General features: G+C 54.8%; 13 protein-coding genes. 7 read left to right on the top strand and 6 right to left on the bottom strand.

Annotated elements, in window-relative coordinates; translation table 11 throughout:
- Window position 1: 1 nt before the first annotated feature.
- Window positions 2-2923: a hypothetical protein gene (locus tag FJ146_07400; protein ID MBM4251781.1), complete on the bottom strand. Its 2922-nt coding sequence runs from the start codon at window positions 2921-2923 to the stop codon at window positions 2-4.
- Window positions 2924-3075: 152 nt separating this feature from the next.
- On the opposite strand from FJ146_07400, the gene FJ146_07395 reads away from it, so the two are divergent.
- Entirely contained in the window at window positions 3076-3396 is a 321-nt protein-coding gene (locus FJ146_07395; GenBank protein ID MBM4251780.1) for a hypothetical protein, read from the top strand.
- Between the two features lie 25 nt (window positions 3397-3421).
- Here FJ146_07395 and purE read toward each other — a convergent pair whose 3' ends face one another.
- The 3 genes from purE to FJ146_07380 all read right to left on the bottom strand — a co-directional run bounded on the left by purE (window position 3422) and on the right by FJ146_07380 (window position 6199).
- Window positions 3422-3928, bottom strand: coding sequence for a 5-(carboxyamino)imidazole ribonucleotide mutase (purE, locus tag FJ146_07390; protein MBM4251779.1), 507 nt, complete (start codon window positions 3926-3928; stop codon window positions 3422-3424).
- Complete coding sequence (locus FJ146_07385) at window positions 3925-5229, bottom strand: ATP-grasp domain-containing protein (GenBank protein ID MBM4251778.1); 1305 nt, start codon at window positions 5227-5229, stop codon at window positions 3925-3927. The genes purE and FJ146_07385 overlap by 4 nt, the downstream gene beginning before the upstream one ends.
- Window positions 5230-5305: 76 nt before the next feature.
- On the bottom strand, window positions 5306-6199 hold the full coding sequence (locus FJ146_07380) for a hypothetical protein (protein MBM4251777.1): 894 nt from the start codon (window positions 6197-6199) through the stop codon (window positions 5306-5308).
- 428 nt (window positions 6200-6627) lie between these two features.
- Here FJ146_07380 and FJ146_07375 point away from each other — a divergent pair, with 428 nt between their 5' ends.
- From FJ146_07375 to FJ146_07365, 3 genes are all read left to right on the top strand, one after another.
- Window positions 6628-11676: a hypothetical protein gene (locus FJ146_07375; GenBank protein MBM4251776.1), complete on the top strand. Its 5049-nt coding sequence runs from the start codon at window positions 6628-6630 to the stop codon at window positions 11674-11676.
- Window positions 11677-11853: 177 nt separating this feature from the next.
- A complete protein-coding gene (locus FJ146_07370) occupies window positions 11854-12756 on the top strand; it encodes an HlyD family efflux transporter periplasmic adaptor subunit (protein ID MBM4251775.1) in 903 nt (300 codons plus the stop codon).
- 29 nt (window positions 12757-12785) lie between these two features.
- The gene (locus tag FJ146_07365) at window positions 12786-15947 is read left to right on the top strand and encodes an efflux RND transporter permease subunit (protein MBM4251774.1); all 3162 of its coding nucleotides are present in this window, start codon (window positions 12786-12788) and stop codon (window positions 15945-15947) included.
- On the opposite strand, the gene FJ146_07360 is transcribed toward FJ146_07365, so the two are convergent.
- Window positions 15944-17479: a hypothetical protein gene (locus FJ146_07360; protein ID MBM4251773.1), complete on the bottom strand. Its 1536-nt coding sequence runs from the start codon at window positions 17477-17479 to the stop codon at window positions 15944-15946. The genes FJ146_07365 and FJ146_07360 overlap by 4 nt on opposite strands.
- 298 nt (window positions 17480-17777) lie before the next feature.
- Here FJ146_07360 and FJ146_07355 point away from each other — a divergent pair, with 298 nt between their 5' ends.
- A complete protein-coding gene (locus tag FJ146_07355) occupies window positions 17778-18206 on the top strand; it encodes a hypothetical protein (GenBank protein ID MBM4251772.1) in 429 nt (142 codons plus the stop codon).
- Window positions 18207-18466: 260 nt separating this feature from the next.
- Complete coding sequence (locus FJ146_07350; GenBank protein ID MBM4251771.1) at window positions 18467-20782, top strand: hypothetical protein; 2316 nt, start codon at window positions 18467-18469, stop codon at window positions 20780-20782.
- A 71-nt stretch (window positions 20783-20853) separates the two neighbouring features.
- Here the strand turns inward: FJ146_07350 and FJ146_07345 are convergent, their stop codons facing one another.
- Window positions 20854-21366 (bottom strand): DUF4143 domain-containing protein, encoded by a 513-nt coding sequence (locus FJ146_07345; GenBank protein MBM4251770.1) that lies wholly within the window; start codon window positions 21364-21366, stop codon window positions 20854-20856.
- 113 nt (window positions 21367-21479) lie between these two features.
- Here FJ146_07345 and FJ146_07340 point away from each other — a divergent pair.
- Window positions 21480-24357, top strand: a 2878-nt coding sequence (locus FJ146_07340; GenBank protein MBM4251769.1) for a hypothetical protein, incomplete at its 3' end; no start/stop codon positions are given.

Genomic DNA, 24357 nt, shown 5'->3' with positions numbered 1-24357 from the left:
TTTAATCCACCCTCTCATCGATTGTGAGCACAGTCAGCTGAGTGCTTGCACCATGCCGCTTCATACAGCGTCCACTTATATGTATCTGCCTGCCGTCCTTGAGCATAACTTTGACGCGGTCGAGAGTACCTTTACTGATGAGGTCAATCTTCACGAAGCGGCGGATATCTTCTGAGTCTAAAATTCCGTCGGCAATGGCAAAAATATTTTGCTCCGGCAGAATTTTGTCTGTCATTTGTAAGATACGTTGAAAATATGTATTACAATTTTGTAGTCGATAATTGTCATCCAGCAGAACTATCCCAATCGGCAACATATCAGTTACCGCCGCACTAAAGCCTTCGACATCCTGAAGCGAATTGATCAGGCGCTTTTGGACATCGATGTTGTCGAAAACTAAAACAGCACCGGTGACCTGTTTACTGGCTGTCACATAAGGATTGACCCTAAGCTCATACCAAGTCCCTTGTCCATCTTGCAGATCGAGTTCTCTGGGCCTTAGCGTCGAAATAACCTCGCGTACCAAATATTCCACGTCGAAGGGTTGGAATTTGCCGAGCACCTCCGCCAACGTATACTTATGATGACGCGCATGCACTCCTAAGAGTCGTTCGGCGGCGGCAGTGATCATCCTACAAGTTAGATGATCATCGACAACGATGAGTGCGACTTGTCCACTCGCCAAAGTGTTTGCCAGGTCATCGCATACTTGGCTTAGCTCACTATGGCGATTACGGAGTTCTTCGTTCACAGTCTGGAGTTCTAAATTGGCAGCTTGCGCTTCGTCTTTTGCGGTCTGGAGTTCCTGATTGGTGCTCTGCAATTCTTCGTTACTAGACAGTAGCTCCTCACTCGCGGATTTGAGCTGCTCGTTGGCCGCAAGTTCCTTATCGAGGAGATTGTTGAGGTAGGCCTTGGTCTCTGCCAGTTCGTTGACTATAGCTGCAACACGGACATCAGACTGTTCCTCATCCGTTCCTTCAAGCTCCTTAACAACTTCTTTCGCGATGGGGCGAAAGATCACAATAAAACACCTCTGCCGTAGCGCGGTACTATCGAATGGCACCACCTCAACCGTGATGTTTTGCAACTCACCTGAGTCAATACGCATACTAAAATTATCACGACGCACCATCAAATTCGTGGCATCCGCCTCATGAATGAGTAAGCGCAGATCCACCAGCCACTCCCGTGGTGCCATCTTGAACAGATTGCAGGACGCAATTTCGCCTGGTTTATGCGTGAGATAATCCGCAGTTTGGCCCAAAAACTGTAAAATCTCCATATCGTTGTTAATAACGACGCCGCGTAATCCAATCTTGTCGACGAGAGCGGCCCCGACCTCGCTATTAATACCGTCATCGCCCGCTGTGGTTGTCGCGGGAGTGACCGTTGCCCGTGGGCTACGCCGCTCGGTCACGTATTCGCCTGCAAAATCGGGGGCCACACTGCGCGTGAGGCGTCGCGCAAAAATCTTGCCGGTTTTGCCGTAGGGCTCGAAAAGATCGGACGAGATCCCTACAGTTTCTGCCGCTCCCATGAGCAGGAGACCAGTGGGATTTAGTGCAAAATGAAATGTCGCTAATACACGGCGTTGTGTCTCTCTCGTAAAATACATCACTAAATTGCGACAGCTAATCAAATCAAGGCGCGAGAAAGGTGGATCTTTGGTTACATCATGATAGGCAAAGACGCACATATCGCGGATGATCTTGCGCACCTGATATTGGCCCTCAGGTAGACAAGTGAAATAATCCGCGAGGATCTGCGGACTGAGTTGCTCTGCAACATTTGCCGCATAGATGCCACTGCGCGCCTTGGTGATGACATTAGCACTCAAATCCGTGGCGAATATCCGCACCTGAGCCGTCAGGTTTCGGCTACGCAGGGCTTCTGCAAATATAATCGCAAGGGAGTAAACCTCCTCCCCCGTCGCACAACCCGCAACCCAGACGCGGACGGGATCGTCGGCGCGCTTATGCTCGAGAATGAAGGGAACAACTTCGGCACGCAGAGCGGCAAAGGCATCGGTGTCGCGGAAAAACGACGTCACCTTGATCAGGATATCCTCAAAAAGGCTGTCGACCTCCTCAGGATGTGCCGTTAAGTGAAAAATATACTCTTCAGGTCGGACAATTTTTAGAAACCCCATGCGACGCCTAATACGGCGCTCCACCGTCGGACGCTTGTAGCGAGAAAAATCGGTACCTCGCGTCTTATGCAGCCAACTCACGACAGGATCGACGGAGTTTTCGCCTGCAAGTAGGCCACCGCCACCAGAACCAAGTAGTCCCCAGTCGTCTGGCTGACGTACCAAGCGAGCGATCTCGGGCCCAATCTGCTCAGGAGCTAAAATATAATCCACGCCGAGTTCAATGGCAGCGTTAGGCATCTCGGGGAACGCTGCCGTCTCCGGCTTCTGTACAAGCGTGATACCACCAGCTGTTTTGATCGCCGCAAGACCAAGGCGCCCGTCCTGTCCCGCACCGGAGAGGACGACACCTATGGCCTCGTCCTGCAACTCGTTAGCCAATGACACCATAAGGGTATCGATTGGTGAAAAGGCAGACGGATGCCGATCGGCCAGGGGCAAGAGCCGGAGTTGGCCGAAAATCACCTCAACCAGTGTTCTAGGCGGATTCAGGTACACATGATTGGGCTCAAGTTTTAAACCATCGGTCGCGTGCACCAGGGGCATCGACGTCAATTTTGTGAGAAGCTCAGCCAAATAATGCGGCTGGTTCGGGTCTAGGTGCTGGACGATGATGAAGCTGAGCCCAGTATCGGTAGGCAAAAAGCGCAGCATTTTGCTGATGGCATCGAGTCCACCGGATGACGCACCAATAGCTACGACCCGCTGCCTCTTGGTGTACTTTTCTGACGTAGCCCCTTCCATCGGCACTGACTCCTGCTTCTTGAGCATCGCTATTATTCACATAAGTTACAGATTTAACGTTTTTTGAAAACAATAATTTGACGATTCTTCGCTTGCAGCAATGACACCTATTCCAACTTTGAAATTTTCTCCCATGTCTCTGAGTCGCTAGCATCAAAAGAACATCGGAGGATCAAATCATGAAAAACGCACTTGTTAAGCTAGCTCTCGTCTCCTCAGTCCTTATGACATCTGGCCACGTGGTCGCCGCCCCAGCCTATGACCGCGGCACATGGACCAACTGGCGCAGCAAATGGACGGGTGACTTCTGGACACCTGGTAACTTTGGTGATTCCCAGTACATGACCTGTGTCGCCAACGACGGATCGGACGGTGCCCCTGAATTCTGGGCCGCCGGCAACGGTGAACATGCCGCCCGTCAAGCCTACCAACAGTGTCTGGATTACGTGAATGTCGCCGATCGCAATCCTGCGTATATCGAGGTGGAATGCGGGTACTGAGACCACAGCCTCAGACTCAGAGGCCTCAGACCTCCAGTTGCTGCGCTTGGACTTCAGCACGCATCTTAGCCTTGTAGGCGTCTAGTCTGACCGCCAAACTCTTGGCGTACTGACTGTCGCCGCTAGCTAAGATTTGCGCTGCCAGTATCCCTGCATTGTGCGCCCCGCCGATGGCAACCGTAGCGACTGGAACCCCCTTGGGCATCTGCACTATAGAATACAAGGCGTCCATGCCACTGAGCTGCGTAATGGGAACCGGTACACCAATCACGGGAAGCGACGTGTGGGCCGCCACCATACCGGGCAGATGCGCAGCACCGCCGGCACCCGCTATAATCACGCGGTAGCCCTTGGCGCGTGCACTCGCCGCGAATTCGCCCATCTCGACAGGCGTCCTGTGCGCTGACACCACTTTGGCATCAAACGCCACACCGAGTTCACGAAGCATGGCGATCGCCCCTTCCATCACCGGTAGGTCCGACTTGCTCCCCATGATTACTGCAACTCTGGGGTCCTGCGATGGTTCCGTCATGCCTGCTCCCTCGTTAGTCTAGATTGCCACGCGCCAATCTCGACCTTAACAAGTTCGATGCGACGGCGCAGCTCCGAAGCTGAATCAGCCACCAGATTCACATGCCCCACCTTACGCCCAGGGCGCACCTCAGCTTTGCCGTACCAGTAGCTGCTCACTTTTGGCTCCTGCGGGCTAAAACCCTCCGGGACCTGGCCGACAAAACCAGGCCATCCGATAAGATTGATCATCCCAAAGTAGGGGTGTGTTTCTGTGCTACCAAGGGGCAGCCCAAGGACACCGCGCCAATGATTTTCAAACTGGGACGTAACAGCGCCATTGAGCGTGAAATGACCTGAATTATGGACGCGCGGCGCAATTTCATTTACGACTACGGAACCGTCAGCTTGGACAAAAAATTCGACCGCGAACGTACCTGCAATCTTTAGACTCTCACCGATCCGGCGCGCAAATGTCAGAGCGTCTGCGATAGCTCCAGGGGAAAGTCCCAACGCTGCAGCAGGCCCGACGACCTCGGTACAGATGCCGTTAGTCTGGGTTGTGAGTACCGGCGGGTACTGCACTAACTCACCCGTCGTAGAGCGGCTTGTCACGACAGCGAGCTCCGCCGTAAACGGCACAAAACTCTCTGCGTACACCGACGATCCGCGGGCTGTTGCCTGCAGGACAAACTCCAGAGCCGCGGCTAGTTCTTCAGGGCTGCCACGGTAAACCAAAGTACCGCGCCCATCGTAGCCACCACGAGCCCATTTGAGCACAGAGCCCCCAGCAAAGCGCTGCGTTAGCCCTTCCAACCAGGTAATCACGTAATGGTCACTCGATTGGTCACGCGGCAAGGCCTCAAACCTAGCCGTGGGTACGGCAAGCCTAGTCAGAAGCTCCTTCTGCCTCAGCTTGTCACCACAGACCGCCATCACGTCGGGACTCGGTTCGATTGCTACTGAAGTCCCGTCGACGCGCCGGTAGGCTGCTGCCGCTGCTATCACTGGAGGCGGCGTCAGCTCGCTCTCAAACGTCACCAAGGCACACGGTGCCAGAAGCTCGGCTAAGGCATGCTGGTCACCGATATCGCCGCGGATCACCCGCGCACCTCGCACTTGAGCGGCCGGCTCACCCGGATCCTTGGCCAGCACATGGGGCATGTATCCTAGATGGACTGCCGCCTCAGCCAGCATCCGGCCGAGTTGTCCGGCGCCAATGATGGCTACGGCGCCTTGAGCTGTGGTTGCATTTGCAGGGTGTGATTTCATAGCGTCTCGAATCTGAGTGACGCCACTTATAAGTCCGAAAGGATCTGACATCAAGTCCAAAACCGGGACCTAAAGGGCCGATCCTTTTCTGTATTTCGCGGTTTGTACCCTACGCAACGACCTTACTTTAGTAGCGATTGTTACAGCCACTGTCTGAGTAATAATTGGAGGCGTTGGGGCTCCAAGCACCCCAGGTGCCGGCCACCGTGTTGCTACTTACTGAGCAACTCCTTGAGGCCGTGCCGTTTGAAGAACAAATGATAAGAATTCTTTGGTAGATATTCATGGTCTGACTAGTCGCATTTTGAGTGCAGGAAGCGGCAGCGTAAGTCCCACTCCACGCACCCCAGGTGCCGGCGGTGGTGTTACTACTGACGGTGCAGCTGCGCGATTGTGATTGTGCGGCACATGCGGTCGGGCAGGTGGTGCTCGCTGCCGCATACATCGTCCGCGATTGACTGGTCGTATTCTGCGTGCACGAAGTTACCGTATAAGTTCCACTCCATGCGGCGCAGGTGCCTGCCGTGCAGCTTCTCGATTGGTTTTCCGATGTGCAGGCCGTGGGACAGGTGGTCGAACTGCTAGCGAATCTGACTCGTGTATTCATGCAGGTCGAGACTGTGTAGGACCCAGTAAAGGCACCGCAACTACCAGCCGTACAGGTCGATGTTTGGGCCTCAGAGACGCAGTTGGTGGGATCGGCAGCGGTGCTGGCCTGGTAGCGCACCCGACTCACCTGACAACTGCTGTTAGTGTATGTGCCTGACCAGGTCGAAAAAGTGCCGGCCGTGCAGGTGCGCTGCTGCACTTCAGAGGTGCAACTACCCGGGTCGTTTACTGTGGCGCTTTGATAGTAAACGCGTGATTGCACGTCACCGTTGGCAAATTCAGTGCCTGTGGTCTCATCGGTGCATTTAACTTGGTGTCCCATGATTACTGGCGTGAAGCCCACGTGGCCAGCTCGGGCCTGAGTGGTACTCATAGCGATCAGGGTGACCAAGCTTAGGCATAGTCTAGTCACGACAGCTGGTCTCCTGTGAGCGCGTTACCGAGTAGACTTTGGGGTAGCAGGGAAAACACATGGCGGTTTAGATGATCGTACCATGCACGCAAAGGCCTCACAATTCTCCGTAAGAGGTCTCGGGCCGCACTAATCCCAGTTGCTGGCGGCTTCGGCCCGAAGTTGGGTCGACCGGAGGCTCCGCTAACGGGTTTGCTGGATAACATCAATTGAGTAAGCTACCGATTCTTTTGTCATTTTGAGCGGTTTGTATGTATGCACCGCGGCGCTACCGTGGCGCTTCGGTGCGATCTTTTTTTTACAATATCTTTGGGCAGTTAGGACTCAATTCAAGTCCGGTACAGGACATGCCGAAGAGTAGCTAGGCTAATGCGTACACGCCCTCCCCCCGCTTTAGAGCAGATAGGACCTTAGCCCGAGGGTTCTGTATGTCACCAAATTCACATTTAAGTAGGTTGCAGCGCGCCACGATGGAGCATGGGCGTCGTGCTACGTTGGTTTGTTGTCTGTCGATCGGGCTGGTGTCTGCAGGTACCGCCGCTGCGAGTGGCTATCGGTTGCAGTATTCCGGTCGGCTGACGAGTGCTCAAGGAGCACCTCTTGGCGATAGCGCTCAGGTGGCTTTGAAATTCTGGGATTCTCTTTCAGGAGGTACGCAGCGCTATACGGACATCGATTTGGGTACGCTGCCCCTGAATCAGGGAATCTTTACGGCCCCGTTCGAACTGAGCGGTGAGGCGGTTCAAGCTGTGTTCGGAGACGGTAGCGCGGCTGTTTACGCGGAAATCTCTGCTAATGGTGCAACTTACCCAAGGCAGATTTTTTCTTTCGTACCTTATGCTCTGCGCACCCCCGTTGACGAAAGGGTCTTACAATACGGTAGCGATGGCAAACTTGGACTAGCTCCGGCTGGCACTTCGGGACCGAACAAATTTCTAACGCTAGACGGTACAGGTAAACTGAAACTTGATAGCCCCGTGTTTCCTGAAACCGCTACGAGTCTTCAGGGACGCCAGTTGTCCACGACCGCTCCATCAGCGGGTCAGGTATTAACGTATGCGGGTGGAGTCTGGACCCCGACAACGTTACCAACAGCAGCAACCGCTCTTGATTCTTTAACGGTCACGACGCCCTTAGCGAAAACCACTTCAGGAGGCGTCACCACCCTGTCGTTGCCACAGGCCTCCAGTGTGTCGACAGGATACCTGGGGCAGTCGGACTGGCTAGAGTTCAAAAATAAACTCGGCCTGGCCGGAGGAACTCTATCGGGCCCTCTCGCGCTTGCCGGTAATAACCTAGATGGTGTCGGCAATATCAGCATGGTGTCCGACGCCACGCTAATGCTAGGGACGCGTAGCCAGGACCCAACTGGGCTCTCGACCGTCGATCGCGGCAAAGTTTGGTTTGACAGCGCGACAAACAGTATTCGGTTTTTCAATGGTGCGGAGACAAAGACGCTAGGAACCGCAGGGGCAGTTTACAGCTTGAACGGAGTAAGTGGCGAGTCGCAAACATTTTCAACGGGCTCTGCGGGCACAAGTCCTACCATCGTTTCTGCGAACGGCGCGCATACTTTCAACATCCCGCTAGCCGCCTCAACCGGAGTCATAGCTGGACTCTTGTCAAACACCGACTTTCAGACATTTAACACAAAAGTCGGCCAGGTTGATGCGGGAGCCGGTATTGCTGTCGCCACGTCAGGTACAACTAAAACGGTAAGTTTAGCTAGCGTATCGGCTGGCGGAACTTACAGCAGAGTTGCAACTGATCAATACGGCCGTGTCACAAGTGGCTCGACGCTAACGGTAGCTGACATTCCAGAACTACCCGCTACGATCATTACGAGCGGAACCTTATCTGTAGCTCGCGGCGGTACGGGTATCGGCAGCGTTCCAACCGATGGTCAGATGTTAATCGGAGGTAGCGGAGGATACCGGCTTGGTACGCTGAATCCGGGAAACTCTGCGAGTATTGTCATAACGAACGGCAGTGGCTCGATTAGTTTAGACACCGCTCAAGACATCCGCCTGACAGCGTCGCCGCAATTTGCTGGGCTTACTCTGTCGTCAACACCTGGTTCGGTACTAAAGACAAGTGCTAACGGAACGATTCAGAGCGCATCGGCCACCGATGTCATTGCTGTTCTCGGTTATACCCCAATGAATAGGGCGGGGGACACAGTTGCGGGCACGGTTAGTTTTACCGGTAACGATTTACTGAATACCGGCAACATCCTGATGGCCGCATCCAAAACACTGGCGCTGAGCGCGCATACGAGCGATCCCGCTGGCCTCACCGCGGGTGATAAAGGTAAAACTTGGTTTAATACCACCACCAATCAAATCAAATACTGGGACGGCTCCACGGCCATCGCCCTCGGAGCCGCAGGATCGGGTCTCAGCAGCCTCAACGGACAGGTGGGTAATACCCAAACCTTCGGCACTCCCGGCACCACTGGCACAGCACCAGCTTGGGCGTCAGCCAGCAACGTACACACACTCAGTATCCCACTAGCAGCGACTGCGGGCGTCACCGCAGGTCTTCTATCTAATGCCGATTACACAGCGTTTAACGGCAAACTAGGGGCTGTCGCCGCAGGCACTGGCATCGGCGTCGCCACGGCTAGCGGTACGGCGACCGTTACCCTCGCTACTACGGGCACTGCCGGGACTTACACTAAGGTGACGACTGATGCGTATGGGCGCGTCACAGCCGCCACTAGCTTGAGCGCGGGAGATCTGCCGCCCCACAGTGCAGCGCTAATCACTTCAGGAACTCTAGCTGTAGCTAACGGTGGCACCGGTGCAACTTCCCTAGCAGCAAACAACGTCATTTTAGGCAACGGAACCAGTCCAGTCCAAGTGGTAGCACCTGGTGCCAGTGGTAACGTCCTCACATCGAACGGTACGACTTGGCAAAGTACGGCAATGCCCGCTAGTGTCACCAGCGTCACTGGAACGGCACCAATTTCCGTGGCCTCAGGCACGTCTACTCCGGTGATCTCCATTGCCCAAGCCAGCGGGACTACCAGTGGTTTCCTCTCGGCGGCCGACTGGGTGAGCTTCAACACTAAACAAGCGGCCGGTAATTACATCACCGCTCTGACAGGTGACGTGACCGCCACCGGAGCAGGATCAGCGGCAGCATCCCTGGCCAACGTCGCCTTGCCTGGTACATCGACCAAAGTCACTTATGATGCCAAAGGTCGAGTGACGACTGGAACCACCTTAAGCACCGCCGATCTGCCGCCACTCAGTGCAGCGCTCATCACCGCGGGTACGCTTACTGTAGCTAACGGTGGTACCGGCGCTAATCTCACGAGCACAGGTGGTACCGGACAGTACCTAAAACAAGTCACCGCTGGTGGAGCCGTCACCGTAGGCACGATGGCATCGAGTGATATCACCACGGCTCTTGGTTATACGCCTCTACGTAAGACCGGCGACACGATGTCCGGTGCTTTAAACATGGGGAGCTTCGATCTCACAAGCGCCGGCAACATCCTGATGGCCGCATCCAAAACACTGGCGCTGAGCGCGCATACGAGCGATCCCGCTGGCCTCACCGCGGGTGATAAAGGTAAAACTTGGTTTAATACCACCACCAATCAAATCAAATACTGGGACGGCTCCACGGCCATCGCCCTCGGAGCCGCAGGATCGGGTCTCAGCAGCCTCAACGGACAGGTGGGTAATACCCAAACCTTCGGCACTCCCGGCACCACTGGCACAGCACCAGCTTGGGCGTCAGCCAGCAACGTACACACACTCAGTATCCCACTAGCAGCGACTGCGGGCGTCACCGCAGGTCTTCTATCTAATGCCGATTACACAGCGTTTAACGGCAAACTAGGGGCTGTCGCCGCAGGCACTGGCATCGGCGTCGCCACGGCTAGCGGTACGGCGACCGTTACCCTCGCTACTACGGGCACTGCCGGGACTTACACTAAGGTGACGACTGATGCGTATGGGCGCGTCACAGCCGCCACTAGCTTGAGCGCGGGAGATCTGCCGCCCCACAGTGCAGCGCTAATCACTTCAGGAACTCTAGCTGTAGCTAACGGTGGCACCGGTGCAACTTCCCTAGCAGCAAACAACGTCATTTTAGGCAACGGAACCAGTCCAGTCCAAGTAGTAGCACCTGGTGCCAGTGGTAATGTCCTCACATCAAACGGCACAACCTGGAGCAGCTCTCCGGCACCTAGCGTTAGCTGGGCAGCACCTGGTGCGATCGGTGCGACGACGCCAAACACAGGTGCGTTTACCAGTTTAACGAGTAACTCCCAGTCTGGCTTTGAGGCCAAACCGTTCGGCACTACAACAGGTAACACAGGCGAAATACGCTTTACCGAGTTAGCTGCTAACGGTGCGAATCACGTGGGTTTCAAGGCTCCCGACGCCATTGCCGCGAACAAGATTTGGGTGCTACCAACCGCTGACGGTAGCTCCGGTCAAGTGCTGAAGACGGACGGCTCTGGTAACCTCGGTTGGGTATCAGCAGCTACTGGAAGTGTAACTAGCGTGGGCATCACAGCCCCTGCCTCTGGCATCAGCGTCGCTGGTGGCCCCATAACCGCATCTGGGAACTTGACGCTTGCGTTAAATAACGACTTGGCTGCCGTCGAAGGCCTCTCAACTACTGGTGGCGTTGAGCGTACGGGCGCAGATACCTGGGCTACCTACACACTGACGGCCGCCGGTAAGGCTTTGCTCGATGACGCCGATGCTACCGCACAGCGAGCTACTCTTGGTCTGACCGCTTTGGCCACAGCATCTGCTGTGTCAGGGGGTGTGGGTGGAACGATCACAGACAGTAGTATAGTCAACGCTGATATTGCCGCCGATGCGGCAGTTGCAACGTCAAAGTTATCTGGCGCTGTGACTTCAATCAGCGGCCACGGTTTGGGCTCACTTGCTACGGCTTCGGCAGTGTCTGGGGGAACCGGTGGCACAATTACCGACGGTTCGATCACCAATGCCGATATCTCTGCCACGGCCGGAATCGTCGACTCTAAACTGGCTACCATCTCTACGGCTGGCAAAGTTTCTGGTGCCGCCATCAACTCGGGTACTATCGGTGGCTCGACTGCGATCAGTACGTCCGGTCTGATCACAACGACCGGCAACATAGGTATCGGCACCACAGCGCCGACGACCAAATTGCAAATCGTGGGTGGCCAAGCCGCTAGCGGGTTTGCCACCAATACCACGAGAACGATCAATTGGAATAGCGGTAACATCCAGACTACTAGTGTGGCCGCAGGTACCTTAACTATGTCCAACATGGTCGATGGCGCTGGCTACACCTTGGTGATAAACAATGCGACGGGCGGTAACTACACGTTGGCCGGTACCGGACTTACCTTTAAGTGCAACCCTAGTTGCCCCATCGTGGTCACAGCAGGCGCTGACACCGTCATCGGTATGGTGAAGGGCGGAAGCACCGTGTGGGTAGCTTGGAATAAGGGTTTCCAGTGAGGCTTTGGGCGTGAGCGAGGCACCTCCTAGCAACATCAAGACTGTTTGCTACGCCTAGCTTGGAGCGGTACGCCAAAAACCAAAATCTAAGGATTCCACAAGTATCTGTTTTTTGTAGTTTGTGCTACACCTTGGTAGACACCACCCGCTTGATCCCTCGATGTTGGAGGTCTGCCTATGAGCGTGCCATCCTCCCCCAAAGTTCTGACGACTGGGCTCAGTCTACTATGCTGTGTGACCGTCGTCACTGCCTGCACGGCCGAGAGCGGAGGTCGCGGCGGTCGACCAAGCACCGACGCAACTAAGGGTCCAGTTAGCGTCCGCGTCGTCGAAGCTGCCCTGCAAACAGCACCCAAGCAAGTGACGGTCGATGCGCCGCTATTTGGCATCCATCAGGCCGAGGTTTACTCCAAGGTGACAGGACGCGTCGCCTCCATCGGCCCCCAAGAGGGAGCTGCCGTTAAGGCTGGCGATCTGCTGTTTCGTATCGATCGCAACGATGCGGGGGAGTCTTTTCTGAATATGCCGACAAATAGCCCCATTACCGGTTGGGTCGGTCGCTGGCATGTGACCACTGTCGGCGAACAAGTGACCCCAAGCGACGCTGTGGTGACGATTGTCGACGACCGCACCCTGCGCGTCATAGCGCACATGCCGGCTGACGACTGGACCCAAGTGACGCCCAGCACCAAAGTTACCGCCACCCTACTCGGCCAGAGTCGGAGTGCTAAGGTCGTTTCCATCGCCAGGTCGGCTGATCCAGGATCCGGTCGTGGGCGCGTCACTGTCGAGATCGCTAACCCTGAGAGAGATTGGCGCGCTGGTATGTATGCCCGCCTCACCTTTGAACTTGCCCCCCGACCGAGGATGCTCCTTAGCGCCGGAGCGCTCATCATCACGGATCAAGGCGCCTACGTTTACGAGGCCGATGGCAGTGAGGCCAAGAGAACTGCCGTCCAGTTTCGTATTGTCAATCCAGACACTGTCGAAATTACCGAAGGCGTTACACCCAACGCCAAGATCGTCATCGCCGGCGCCAACCTGCTTAGTGATAAAAGCCGCGTTCAAATTGTCGACTAATCTTACTGCTTAGTTTACGAGTACCAACTATGAATCTGATCCAGACTGCCATCGCGCGTCCCAAATTTATCAGTATGGTGACGCTGTTCCTGCTCGTGATCGGACTCCTGGCGCTCCGCAAGCTGTCAGTTGACCTGTATCCAAATGTCTCCTACCCCGTCCTTGTCGTGGTCTCCAGTCTTGATGGCGCTGCACCGGAAGAGATTGAGCAGTTGATCACCAAAAAAGTCGAAGACACCCTGAGCACCGTCGCCGGTATCAACCTTATGCGCAGTGTCAGTCGCGAGGGACGCTCCATCGTTGTTATGGAGTTTGATGCGGCGATCGACATTCGCTTTCAAGAAATTCAGGTGCGGGGCAAAATTGCAAATCTGCGCGAAAGTCTGCCCGAGGCCATGCGCGAGCCCGAGATATTCCGCCAAGATCCCGACGATACGCCCATTATTGAAGTGGCTGTAACTGGCGAGAGATCCGCCGCCGAGCTGACCAAACTTGCTAATGATGTTTTGTTGCCTCGTTTGCGCCAAATCACGGGTGTGGGATCTGTGGATCTAAGCGGCGAGCGTCAGCCCGAGATCCAAGTAGCACTGCAGCCCACGGCCCTCGACCAGTGGCGCCTCAATCCTAGCGACATCGTCAGCGCCATCAGGGCCAGTAACCGCAATGACCCAGTAGGTCAGATCCGCGGTCAAGAGCGCACGTGGCTCGTGCGCTCGGTGGCCAGGGGTCAGTCCGTCTCGGATATCAGTTCGATTCCCATCGGCCGTACACCTACCGGTAGTCCACTTTATCTTAGGGACGTTGCTACGGTGACTGCGGGCTTTCAAGACATCACTAGAGTCACAAGATTTGGCGATCGCCAGGGGTTTAGGCCAGCGGTTGTCCTAAACATCCTTAAGCAGTCGGGTGAGAATACTGTCGCCGTCTCTGACCGTGTAAAGGCGTCACTCGGGGATCTCTCGCGTCTACTTCCTCCCGACGTCAAGCTTACTGTGACCCGAGATAACGCTGATCTAGTGCGGACCAATGTAGCTGATGTTTACGAGAGCTTGATCATCGGTGCCATCCTTACTATTGCCGTGGTGCTCCTATTTCTCCGCAGTCTACGCTCCACCGTCACGACCGGGCTGTCGCTCCCCAGCAGTGTCGTCACGACCTTCGCCGTGATGTACGCCGCCGGGTTCACCATCAACGTCATGAGCTTACTAGCCCTGTCGTTGGCCGTGGGTTTGCTCGTCGATGATGCTATCGTAGTTCGCGAGAATATATTCAGACACCTTGGTAGTGGAAATCCCAAAGATGCCGCCGCCCGCGGCGCCAAAGAAGTGCAACTCGCCGTCGTCGCCACGACGCTGACCATCGTTGCCGTATTCTTGCCGGTAGGTTTTATGGGCGGGGTCTCGGGTCAGTTCTTCAAGCAATTCGCCCTGACTGTGGTGTTCGCTGTCCTCGTGTCACTTTACGATGCGATGACGATGGCACCCATGCTTTCTGCCTATTTTGCCCATATCGCCAATCCCACGGATGAGTGGCGCCCGCTCGGCCGCCTCGGCCTGTGGATCGACGCCCGCCTCCTTGCGTTTGAGCATAGTTTTGAGCGCCTGAGCCGGCGTTATGCCGGGCTGCTCGATCGGCTGCTTGCCAAACCGGTCCTACCCATGGCAATCGGCCTGACTGCCATTGCCGCCGCTATCTGGGGATTCGTAATTGTTAAAAAGAGTTTTATTCCCACCCAGTTTGGCTACGTATTCGCCGCTAGTTTACAAGGTCCGCTCGCGACGCCAGTGGACCAAGTCAAGAAAGTCGCCGATCTCGCCGAATCAAAGATTCGTGACATGCCTCAGTTGCTAAACTGGACGGTCAGCGCCGGCAATAACTACGCAGGCTACGCTAATGTCGACATGACGGTGCAGGTTGACCCCAAGGCGGCCGGCACACAGACAGAGCTCGGCGCCATCAGGACCGAGATACGCAAACTACTCGCCGGCGTACCAGGATATAGTGTCCGCATCTCGGAACCCGCCGACCCCCTGGCGGGAAGCTCGGGACGCTTTCAACCATTAGCGGTCATCATCAGCGGCGACAATATAGGGAAGCTCACCGTGGTCGGTCGCGAAATTCGCGCGATTATGGGCAAAATTCCGGGGATTGCCGATGTCGCGCAGGTGCAGGCGGAAGGGCTCCCCGAAATTCAGATCAAAACTGACCCTACCAGAGCCGGCCTCTTTGGCGTCAGCGCCGCCCAAGTTAGCAGTGCTCTTGCCACGGCGATTCAAGGCGATGCGACTAATAGCATCGTCATCGCTGATCAAGAAGTTCCAATCCGCGTTCGTTTGAACACTGGCCGCTTTAGCTCGCCATCGGATCTCCTGTCCCGCAGCATCTACGTCAAGTCGAGTAACGGCAAGTCGCAGCCGGGTGTCCCCGTCGGGGCTGTTACCGAAATGAAAACCGATTCTGGCGCAGCCATCATCACCCGGGAAAATCGTCAGCGCACCCTGCGCATCGGCGCCAATATTGCTCCAGGGGCTGCACTTGGCGACACCGTAGCGATGCTACAGGCTAAACTGGACGCGCTACCATTGCCACAAAACTACGCCGCCAGAATCACTGGGCAGAACCAGCAGATGGACGAGCTCTATCAAAACGTCATCGCAGCCATCAGCATCGGCATGCTCTTTGTCTACATGATCTTGGTCAGCCTCTTTGAGTCATTTGTGATACCCATCAGCGTGCTCGCTGCCATTCCACTCGCTGCGACGGGTGCCGTCTGGGCTCTCATCGCCTGGCAAATCCCCCTTGACCTCTATGGCGGGGTGGCGATGATCCTTCTGGCTGGTATTGTCGCTAAAAACAGTATCCTCCTGGTCGATTTCGCCGCCGCCAGAGTCCGCGAGGGCTCACACTCCCCTCGCGATGCCATGCTATTGGCTGCATCCTTGCGTCTACGGCCGATTATTATGACATCCGTTGCCATGATTGCCGGCATGATTCCCGTGGCAGCTGCCTTGGGCGCTGGCGGTGAAGCACGGCGTAGTCTAGGTATCGCAACCATTGGCGGCGTCATCAGCTCGACGCTACTGACGCTCCTCATCGTGCCTAGCATCTACGTCGCTACCGAAGCAGTGATGGCATGGCTCAAGCGGAAACGTGCCACCGTGAAGCACGAGGCCTCAATGGTAAACTATTAGTGAGCGATATCGGCGGGGACTACAGAAAGGCGCACCAAGTCGTTGGCGACGTGGCCGCTAAAGTCGACCAATGCCTGACGCATTTCCCCAAGTACGTCTTCAGATGGCCAAACAAACTTCTGTACCACGCGCATCCCAAAGTTGACGAAGAAGTTATCCACCAACATCGTACCCATATCGACTGTCACTTTGGTGGCTTTGGGATCACGCGTATCGACCGTTTGGCGCAAGTAGGTACCCTTGCCGTTAGCACCTTTTAAGATACCCTGCGTGATCATCGTCGCATATTCGTCAATCGACCCGGGAATACTCAGGTCAATCGCCCAGGTCGGAAAGATTCCTAGTGCGCGTCCAGTCACCTTAGGTGGCGGCAGACTTACAATTCGGCCCCCAGAGTGCATGACTGGGCCCTCTTTAAAGTCAAAACTTGAATGGAGGTCGTGCAGATCAAATTCCAGCCCCAAAGCACCACCGCGCGCGTTGATGACCATCAAGCCAGAATGACTTTGGAGTTCTGCCAAATGCAAGGCGGCCTCAGCGTGGGGCTGTCCTTTGTCGTCGACGGGGATCACAGCCCCATCGGCGGTAACTAATTCTAGGTTTATTTCGCTGGTTTCAGAGTTGAAAGTGAAGTTGAATAAACTGAGGCCATTTGGCAACTGGTAACGACCACCGATGTTGAGGTCAAAACTTGTGATGAGCCTATCGAGATAATGCGCTAAGTCCGGGTAGTCGCGTTCGACCGCCGGGATATCGATAGCCATACTCAGATGAACGCGGGTGAACTCCTTACCGGTTGCCTTATGCTGCTCGATTTTTGGCTCAAAATTTATCTTCTGATAACGCTCCAAATATTTGATCGTATCGGGCAGCGTCTGGAGCACCTCGCCCCGTGCCTTGCGAGCCAATAACGTGAGGTTCTGACCGCCGGCTTCGACAGGGAGTCGCGCGACATTTTGTGGCTCAAGCACCTGCATGATGCCATCTAGACTGCGCAGCATCGTCCGGTGGCTCAGCTCACCAGCGTTAGCTGCAACCTGTGCGCCGATGACAAAGCCGCGTTTCACCTGCGGGATAGGCTTAGCATCTGCACGGACAGATATCTCGGCTGCGAAATCAAAGGGCCGCGCAGGGACATAAGATCCAAGCCGTGCCTTTTCGTAATCAACCGTAAGCGCATCGCTGGCCGTAGCTCCCTTCAGGAGAAATACACGCGCACCGTCCGGTGTCACCAGAGCTAAATGCGACGTCAGAAACGCTTGAAAATCAACGGTCTGAATAATGTCATTCACCATTTCGTATGCTTTTTTGGCACTGTCGGTGAACCGTAAGTTCTTGGCGTACTGATGCACCGATTGCCAGTAGGCACCAAGGACCTCAATGCCACGGCCGCCATCGTGCGCCTGACGCGCCACGTCGATGTAGCGGTACACAGCGGTTGCTGCACCGGCGGGATCGGGGCCTAAGATAGCCAAGGTGAGAGCTAGCAATCCGGCTAACTTTGAGCCTAAGCAGCTCCTGTCCTTTGTCATCATGCACCTCCAGATCACGGTCGACGCAATCAATGTTGGTGTTTTCGGCAAAAAACCGGGAATACTTGAGATCTTGTTTGTTACAAATAAGCTTCTGTTTATATTAAAAAAATAATGCTTCACATGGAACTGTCGCTAGTAGGACGCGCCCTTGTATACGCTTGTATACACTTATTGTTCTCAATCGCTCACCGGGCTCGCGGGATAAACCGAAAAGGTAGGTATCAAGTGGTGCTTCACTGGCACTAACGCAGCCACCTTCAAAGTCTTGAGAAAACAAACAACACGAGGATTCGACATGAACCAGAGTCTAAACAACCTAGGACGTAGCGTGACAACTCTCGCCATGGCATTGAGTCTTAGCGCCTGTGGCAAAGTTCCATCAATTACAGATAGCAAGAAGACCGTCCAAACATTGGTTGGTACGAGTTGGGGTCAACCAGGTGCCGCTGGAGGTTTTACCATATCTGAGAGATCGCTTCGCGGATTCGATGGCTGCAACAGTTTCGGGCATAGTCCAGACGCATACTTCACCTTCGCTCCTGGCGGAACGATCGATGCCAATGCCGATTGGCTTGCTACCGCCAGGGCTTGCCCACCCTTAAAGACGCTGTCCTCGTTTCCATGGATGGATTGGAAGACTTATGAACTACGCAATGGCCAACTCATCATTAAGACCGGTACCGGGGAAACGCATACGTTTACGGCCTCAGATCCGATTCCCTAAGCAGGACGTAATGTGGGATGGATAAAGTCTCTTTTTCTCGTGAAATTGGAGCCAATTGAGTAAGGCGGACAGCGACGATCCGCGCCCCGATTGCGCTCCAATTTTTTGGCTTCCAGACACCGCCAACATCCGGCTAGGGCTCGAATATTACGAGTCAATTCCGTAGGTGCGAGCACCCCTTAAGTTATCCCCCGAAAATGTCGAAAAAGGTGATTAGCGAAGGACTAGTAAGGCACACAACCCCAAGGGGGTGCTGCTCGATGGGCAGTGGCACCGACAATCTAGCGACACCCGTGCGGCAACATTGCCAGCAGATAGGAGCTTTTGTCCTTTTAATTCTGTCGCTCTTGTTGCCAGCAAATATTGCCTTCGGTGTGCAGTATCTCAGCTACTCGGGGCGGTTAACCAGTGCGAACGGTGCTCCGCTTGCTGGGACTGTAGACATCAGTATTAGCTTTTACAGGACGGCGACGGATGGGGAGCCGCTAGGTCCGACATTACAGCTCAGCCAGATCGAGCTTGTGCAAGGTGTATTCAAAGTCGATCTCAAACTGACACCTACTGAAATCGACGTCATCTTCGCCAACGGTGCAGAAGCAGCCTACGTGCAAGTAACCGCAAATGGGAAGACTTATCCGCGGCAACGATTGTTACCAATCCCGCTAGCGCTGCGGGTGCCAGTAGATAACAAAACAATGCAATTTAGCGATCAGGGTCAGCTTGCAGTCAAGTCGATCCCAATTGACAAGGTCGAGGGCCTTAGCGACATCCTCGGGACATCAGCGGCTCTCAAAGGTGCTGCTGGCAGCACGGCTGACGGTTACCTAAGTAAAGACGACTGGCAGCGTTTTGACGGAAAACAAGAAAAGATAATTTCGAGCACCAGCCTTAGCGCAGCGACGTTGACAACATCAGCGCAGGCAGGATTGTCGCTAAATGCCTTTGGCAACAATGCGGGAAACACGAGCGAGATCCGCTTTGGAGAGCTAGCTTCAAACGGACAGGAATATGTAGGGTTCAAAGCTCCAGACGCTGTGATGTCAAATGCCGTGTGGACTCTTCCAGCAACTTTGGGAACCACTGGCCAAGTGCTGGGCAACAGTGGCGGGGGCGCACTGAACTGGATCACCCCCAAAGCCGGTACGGTAACCCAGATTGGCACCGGTCCTGGACTTACCGGTGGTCCGATCACGCTGGCGGGACAGATAAGCTTATCCAACACGACCGTGGTGCCAGGTTACTACCCTCGAGCTAACATTTCAGTCGATGCACAGGGACGCATCACCGCGGCAAGTCAGGGTTCGGATATTGATTTGACTTCAGAGGTGTTTGGCTTGCTGCCAATCACGCGCGGTGGCACGGGCACAGGAAGCATGCCGAGCAACGGGCAACTGCTCATCGGTAACGGTACAGGTTACTCCTTAGCAACGCTAAGTGCTGGCACAGGCATACAGGTGAACAACGGACCAGGTTCTATAGTCATAGCGGCCACTGTAGATCCTGCCACGAAAGTCAGTAAGTCCGGCGACACCATGACGGGAACACTGAGCGTCGGTGGCAACTTGGGGATCGGCACGGCGTCACCAAGTTCGAAATTGCAAATAAACGGTCCAGTAGCCACTGCCGTTATCACAACAAACGCTGATTATAACTTAACCGATCAGGATAGCGTTGTGTTGGCCAGTGCCGATTCTGGCCCCTTAACGATGTCTCTGCCATCGGCAGTGGGTATCCCAGGGCGTCAGTACCTCATTAAGAAGAAGGACTCATCGCCCAACATAGTCAGCGTCGAAGCCTCGGGCAGCGAAACTATCGAAGGTGCCGCTAGCTTCCAGCTAATCTCGCAGTGGATGTACGTAGCCCTGATCAGTGACGGTGCCAATTGGATCGTTGGTTCAACCAACGCTGGGCTCATACCGTCTGGTAGTGTCGCCTACTTCAATACTAGTAATTGCCCAGCGGGTTGGTCCGAGCTTACGGCCGCACGCGGTCGCACCATCATGGGCCTACCGGCTGGCGGTACTCTTGCCGGTACGGTTGGCACTTCGCTTACGAACCTCTCTAACCGCACAATTACAGACGTCCCGGCTCACACGCACAGTGTGGCTCCACCGTCAACTGTGTCCACAGACGCTGGTGCGCACACGCACACGGCTGATCCCCCTCCCACCGCGACATCAGCCACGGAGGGTGCTCACACGCACTCCGTCGATCCACCATCAACTCTCACGGATTCCCAAGGTAACCATTCACACACCATTGGGGTGAGTGGAGCCGACGATAACAATCATACGGGTAACTTTGATGGCGTGGCGGATTCGGACGCAGGATACAAGGGCAATCGAAACACGCACGCTGCAGGTGCTCACCAGCACTGGCTGGATATCGCCGCATTCAACTCAAGTTCTGCGGGAGCACACGGGCACACATTCGACATTGCATCCTTCAGTACAGGAAGTTCTGGTACGCACAATCACACCATTGCGATACCAAGTTTCACCTCAGGGTCCACAGGTACCGCGACTGTGGATGTCACTATGCCGTATGTGCAGTTACTTGTGTGTCAAAAAAATTGATCGCCGAGTAATTGCCCCCCCGAGCTCAGCCACAACCTCTTATACTGAGAGTGGCCTGGCATTAAATGTAGCTAATAATGATCGACGTCATCGACGAGATTGAGTAGAAATTTCCGCGCATCCGATGCCAGCAGAAATTTCTCACCCAACTCGAAATCCATGAGCACTGTGCGCGAATTTGGAAATCTGGTTTTGAATTCTGACAAACCTGAAGACCCTTTCCGTCGCCCAGACTTGACCTCAATGGCTATAATTTGTTTATCAATGACGACAACGAAATCCACTTCAGCATTCCCGTCACGCCAGTAGCTAACGTCGGTCAGGCCTTTACATAAATGCGCCCCAACTGCATTCTCAAACACTCTACCAAACCATTCGCCATCCTCGTCCATCAGCGCAGGTAGAATCTCGCAACACCGACAAGCCCCGGAAAGGACGACAAAACACATGCACCTTGGTTTTAACCATGCGAATCTAATGGGTTTTTCAAAAAAAGTAATGTGGCATTGAATTGGGCCTGACTGAGGGCACAGAAAGTGGGCTCGCTGCTCCTGCAGCCACACGGTCCACCCTGCTGTAATCATGACCTTTTGGCACCTTGATTGATGCACCTTGAAATAAACCTAAAGAATGCCCCCCGTCGGACCGAAGGCGGTTACTGAGATAAGGAGATGCAACCTGTCTCAGGAGGCTTACCTTGAGCAGCCGGGGTTTAAATACCTTAGCAACGTTTGGCGCACAGCGCGTGCTGTCAGCATTGCTGGCCATTTGCCTCGCGACTGCAGCCCAGGCGCAGAGCGCCGGCAGTCTACCGATGACTTATTCAGGCCGACTTACGGAATCGACGGGTGCTCCGAAAGATGGGTCGGTTGGGATGGTAGCCACCTTTTGGACGGCTGAATTTGAGGGAACTCAACTTGGCCAGACATTTGAATTCGCGAGCGTGATCTTGAGTCAGGGCGTCTTCTCCCTATACTTCCCGTTCATGGCGACGCAGGTCCAGGACATTTTCCGCGACGGCACGGAGCCTGTATTTATCGAGATCTCGACTTCAAGTAAGACCTATCCCCGGCAGAAGTTTAACTACGTACCCCTCGCTATGCGTATCCCAGTCGACAGTAAAAGTCTCGGGTTTGACATCAACACGGGCAAGCTCGGCATCACTGGGGTTAAGGAAGCCGCCTCAGGTAGCGTACTAGTGAGTAACGGTGCTGGTGGCGTGAAGTGGGATAACTTGAGTTCGAGTAACTTAACGGCCAAGACCCAAGCGGGCAGTGATCCGAGCGCTGATCAAGTACTCACCTTCAAAAATGGGAAGTGGGTGGCGGCAAACTTGCCACCTTCTAGTCCCACCGGAAACTACCTCACCGGGCTAGTGGGAGACGTCATTGCAGCTGGCCCAGGCAGTGGCTCTGCCTCACTGGCGACCGTGGCCATTCCAGGGACCGCCACGAAAGTGACGTTTGACGCCAAGGGCCGTATCACCGCTGGCACCTCACTGACTGCTACGGATATCCCACCGCTCAGCGCATCAGCGATTACAGCAGGCACTTTGCCCGCAACTAACGGTGGTACAGGCGTGAGCTCCACGGCCACGTTCCCCACAATAGGTTTCATTGTGACGCGTGATGCAACGGAGACTTTAAGCAATAAAACACTCTCTGGCGCGACAATCGACGGCGCTTCGAGTATCGGTGGTTCCACAACAATCAACACGACCGGTGCTGCAACTACCGGTACCCTAACAGCCTCCACCGTGACATCTCAAGGAAGCGTCACGATCCAAGGCAACGGGACAACCGCCAACAAGCTCGTACTCAAAACCAAGGACAACACTAATTACGTCAGCTTCAAAGCCCCCGACACACTTGCAACTCCGCTCACATGGGAGCTACCCGGTAGTAGTGGTACCGCAGGCCAGGTGCTGTCCACGAACGGCAGTGGCACCCTGAGCTGGGTATCAGGACTTGCGCCAACGGGAGCAGCCAGCGGTGATCTCTCTGGTAACTTCCCTAACCCAACGCTTGCCACCGTGGGTACAGCTGGCATGTACACGAAAGTTACGACTGACGCAAAAGGTCGGGTAATGAGTGGCGCAACTCTGACTGTCAGCGACCTACCACCGATTAGTGCGACGAGTCTTAACACCGGTATCTTGGCAGTGGCCAACGGTGGTACAGGCGTGGGGACTTTCACCAACAACGGCGTCGTCATTGGTTCGAGTTCCGCATTATCATCAACTGCGGCCGGCACTCAGTACAATATCCTCACCGTGAATGCGAGCAACCAGCCTACGTTCGGTACCGTTAATTTGGCCTCAGGAAACGCAGTTAACGGGACTCTTCCGATTACCAACGGCGGTACCGGCGCAACGACAAAATCAGGAGCCTTTGATGCCCTGTCGCCAATGACCGCGGTGGGTGACTTGATCTACGGCGGCACTTCGGGATCCGGCACCAGGCTGACAGGTAACACTACCGCTACTAAACATTTTTTATCCAGCACCGGCACAGGCAGCATAGCTAATGCGCCGATTTGGACGCCTTTTACCGCTAGCGATATCCCAGCACATAGCGCAGCACTGATCACCTCCGGGACGTTAAGCGTGGCCAATGGTGGCACAGGAACCGCTACTTTAGCTGCGAATAGCGTGCTACTCGGTAACGGCACCAGCGCGCCCCTTACCGTAGCACCGGGAGCCAGCGGCAACATACTCACTTCAAATGGTACGACTTGGGTAAGCTCTGTACCTGCCGCTGGGAGTTGGACAGAATCTGGCGCTGATGTTTATCGGAGTGGTGGGAATGTTGGTATAGGCACAACCTCACCCATGAGTAAGTTTGAAGTCCAGTTTGGTAACCAGCCAGTCGATAATGGTGGTGGTGGTGGCGCAGCGTATTTTGGCACGACTGACAATGGTGCAGCAGACGTTGGTGGCTCAGTTTACCTTGGCGGATCCGCGCTAACGGCAGCGCCGTCTAAAATTGCCTTCGGGAGTATCTCAGGACGGAAAGAAAACGGCACCAATGCTAACTATGCAGGGTATTTGCAATTCGCAACTAATTCTGCAGCCGGTACAATTACTGAGAGAATGCGCATAACTTCGTCTGGCAACGTCGGAATAGGAACGACAGCACCAGCGTCCATACTAAGCATCGGCAGCAGTTCTCAATTTCAAGTCAACTCTGCGGGCGACTTAGCCAGCATCCGTGGCATCGCGTATTCTTGGCCTGCAACTCAGGGCACTTCAAATCAGGTACTCACTAATAACGGTAGTGGATCGCTGTCTTGGACTTCAGCTGCAGGCGGTAGCTCGCAGTGGACGACCTCGGGCAGCAATATTTCATACAGCACCGGTAGTGTGGGGATTGGTACCAACTCTCCTGCAGTGGCACTCGATGTGACAGGTCAAATTCGCAGTAATGTTTACAACGCCGCAGCGGGGACGTCTTTCGATTGGAACAACGGGAACATTCAATACACAACTGCGACCTGTGGCAACTTCGCTTTTACAAATATGCAGGAAGGCGCCAGCTACACACTGATCGTGAAATCAACCACACAGGGTACCTGCG

The sequence above is a fragment of the Deltaproteobacteria bacterium genome (assembly GCA_016874735.1).
GTDB lineage: Bacteria > Bdellovibrionota_B > Oligoflexia > Oligoflexales > CAIYRB01 > CAIYRB01.
Note: the sequence above shows the minus strand (reverse complement) of the source record. Positions and strands in the feature narration are given on the sequence as shown.

Excerpts from the sequence above, each read along its gene's own strand:
- FJ146_07400 (MBM4251781.1), bottom strand. The coding sequence starts at position 2,923 with ATGCTCAAGAAGCAGGAGTCAGTGCCGATGGAAGGGGCTACGTCAGAA.
- FJ146_07395 (MBM4251780.1), top strand. The coding sequence starts at position 3,076 with ATGAAAAACGCACTTGTTAAGCTAGCTCTCGTCTCCTCAGTCCTTATG.
- purE (MBM4251779.1), bottom strand. The coding sequence starts at position 3,928 with ATGACGGAACCATCGCAGGACCCCAGAGTTGCAGTAATCATGGGGAGC.
- FJ146_07385 (MBM4251778.1), bottom strand. The coding sequence starts at position 5,229 with ATGTCAGATCCTTTCGGACTTATAAGTGGCGTCACTCAGATTCGAGAC.
- FJ146_07375 (MBM4251776.1), top strand. The coding sequence starts at position 6,628 with ATGTCACCAAATTCACATTTAAGTAGGTTGCAGCGCGCCACGATGGAG.
- FJ146_07370 (MBM4251775.1), top strand. The coding sequence starts at position 11,854 with ATGAGCGTGCCATCCTCCCCCAAAGTTCTGACGACTGGGCTCAGTCTA.
- FJ146_07365 (MBM4251774.1), top strand. The coding sequence starts at position 12,786 with ATGAATCTGATCCAGACTGCCATCGCGCGTCCCAAATTTATCAGTATG.
- FJ146_07360 (MBM4251773.1), bottom strand. The coding sequence starts at position 17,479 with ATGACAAAGGACAGGAGCTGCTTAGGCTCAAAGTTAGCCGGATTGCTA.
- FJ146_07355 (MBM4251772.1), top strand. The coding sequence starts at position 17,778 with ATGAACCAGAGTCTAAACAACCTAGGACGTAGCGTGACAACTCTCGCC.
- FJ146_07350 (MBM4251771.1), top strand. The coding sequence starts at position 18,467 with ATGGGCAGTGGCACCGACAATCTAGCGACACCCGTGCGGCAACATTGC.
- FJ146_07345 (MBM4251770.1), bottom strand. The coding sequence starts at position 21,366 with ATGATTACAGCAGGGTGGACCGTGTGGCTGCAGGAGCAGCGAGCCCAC.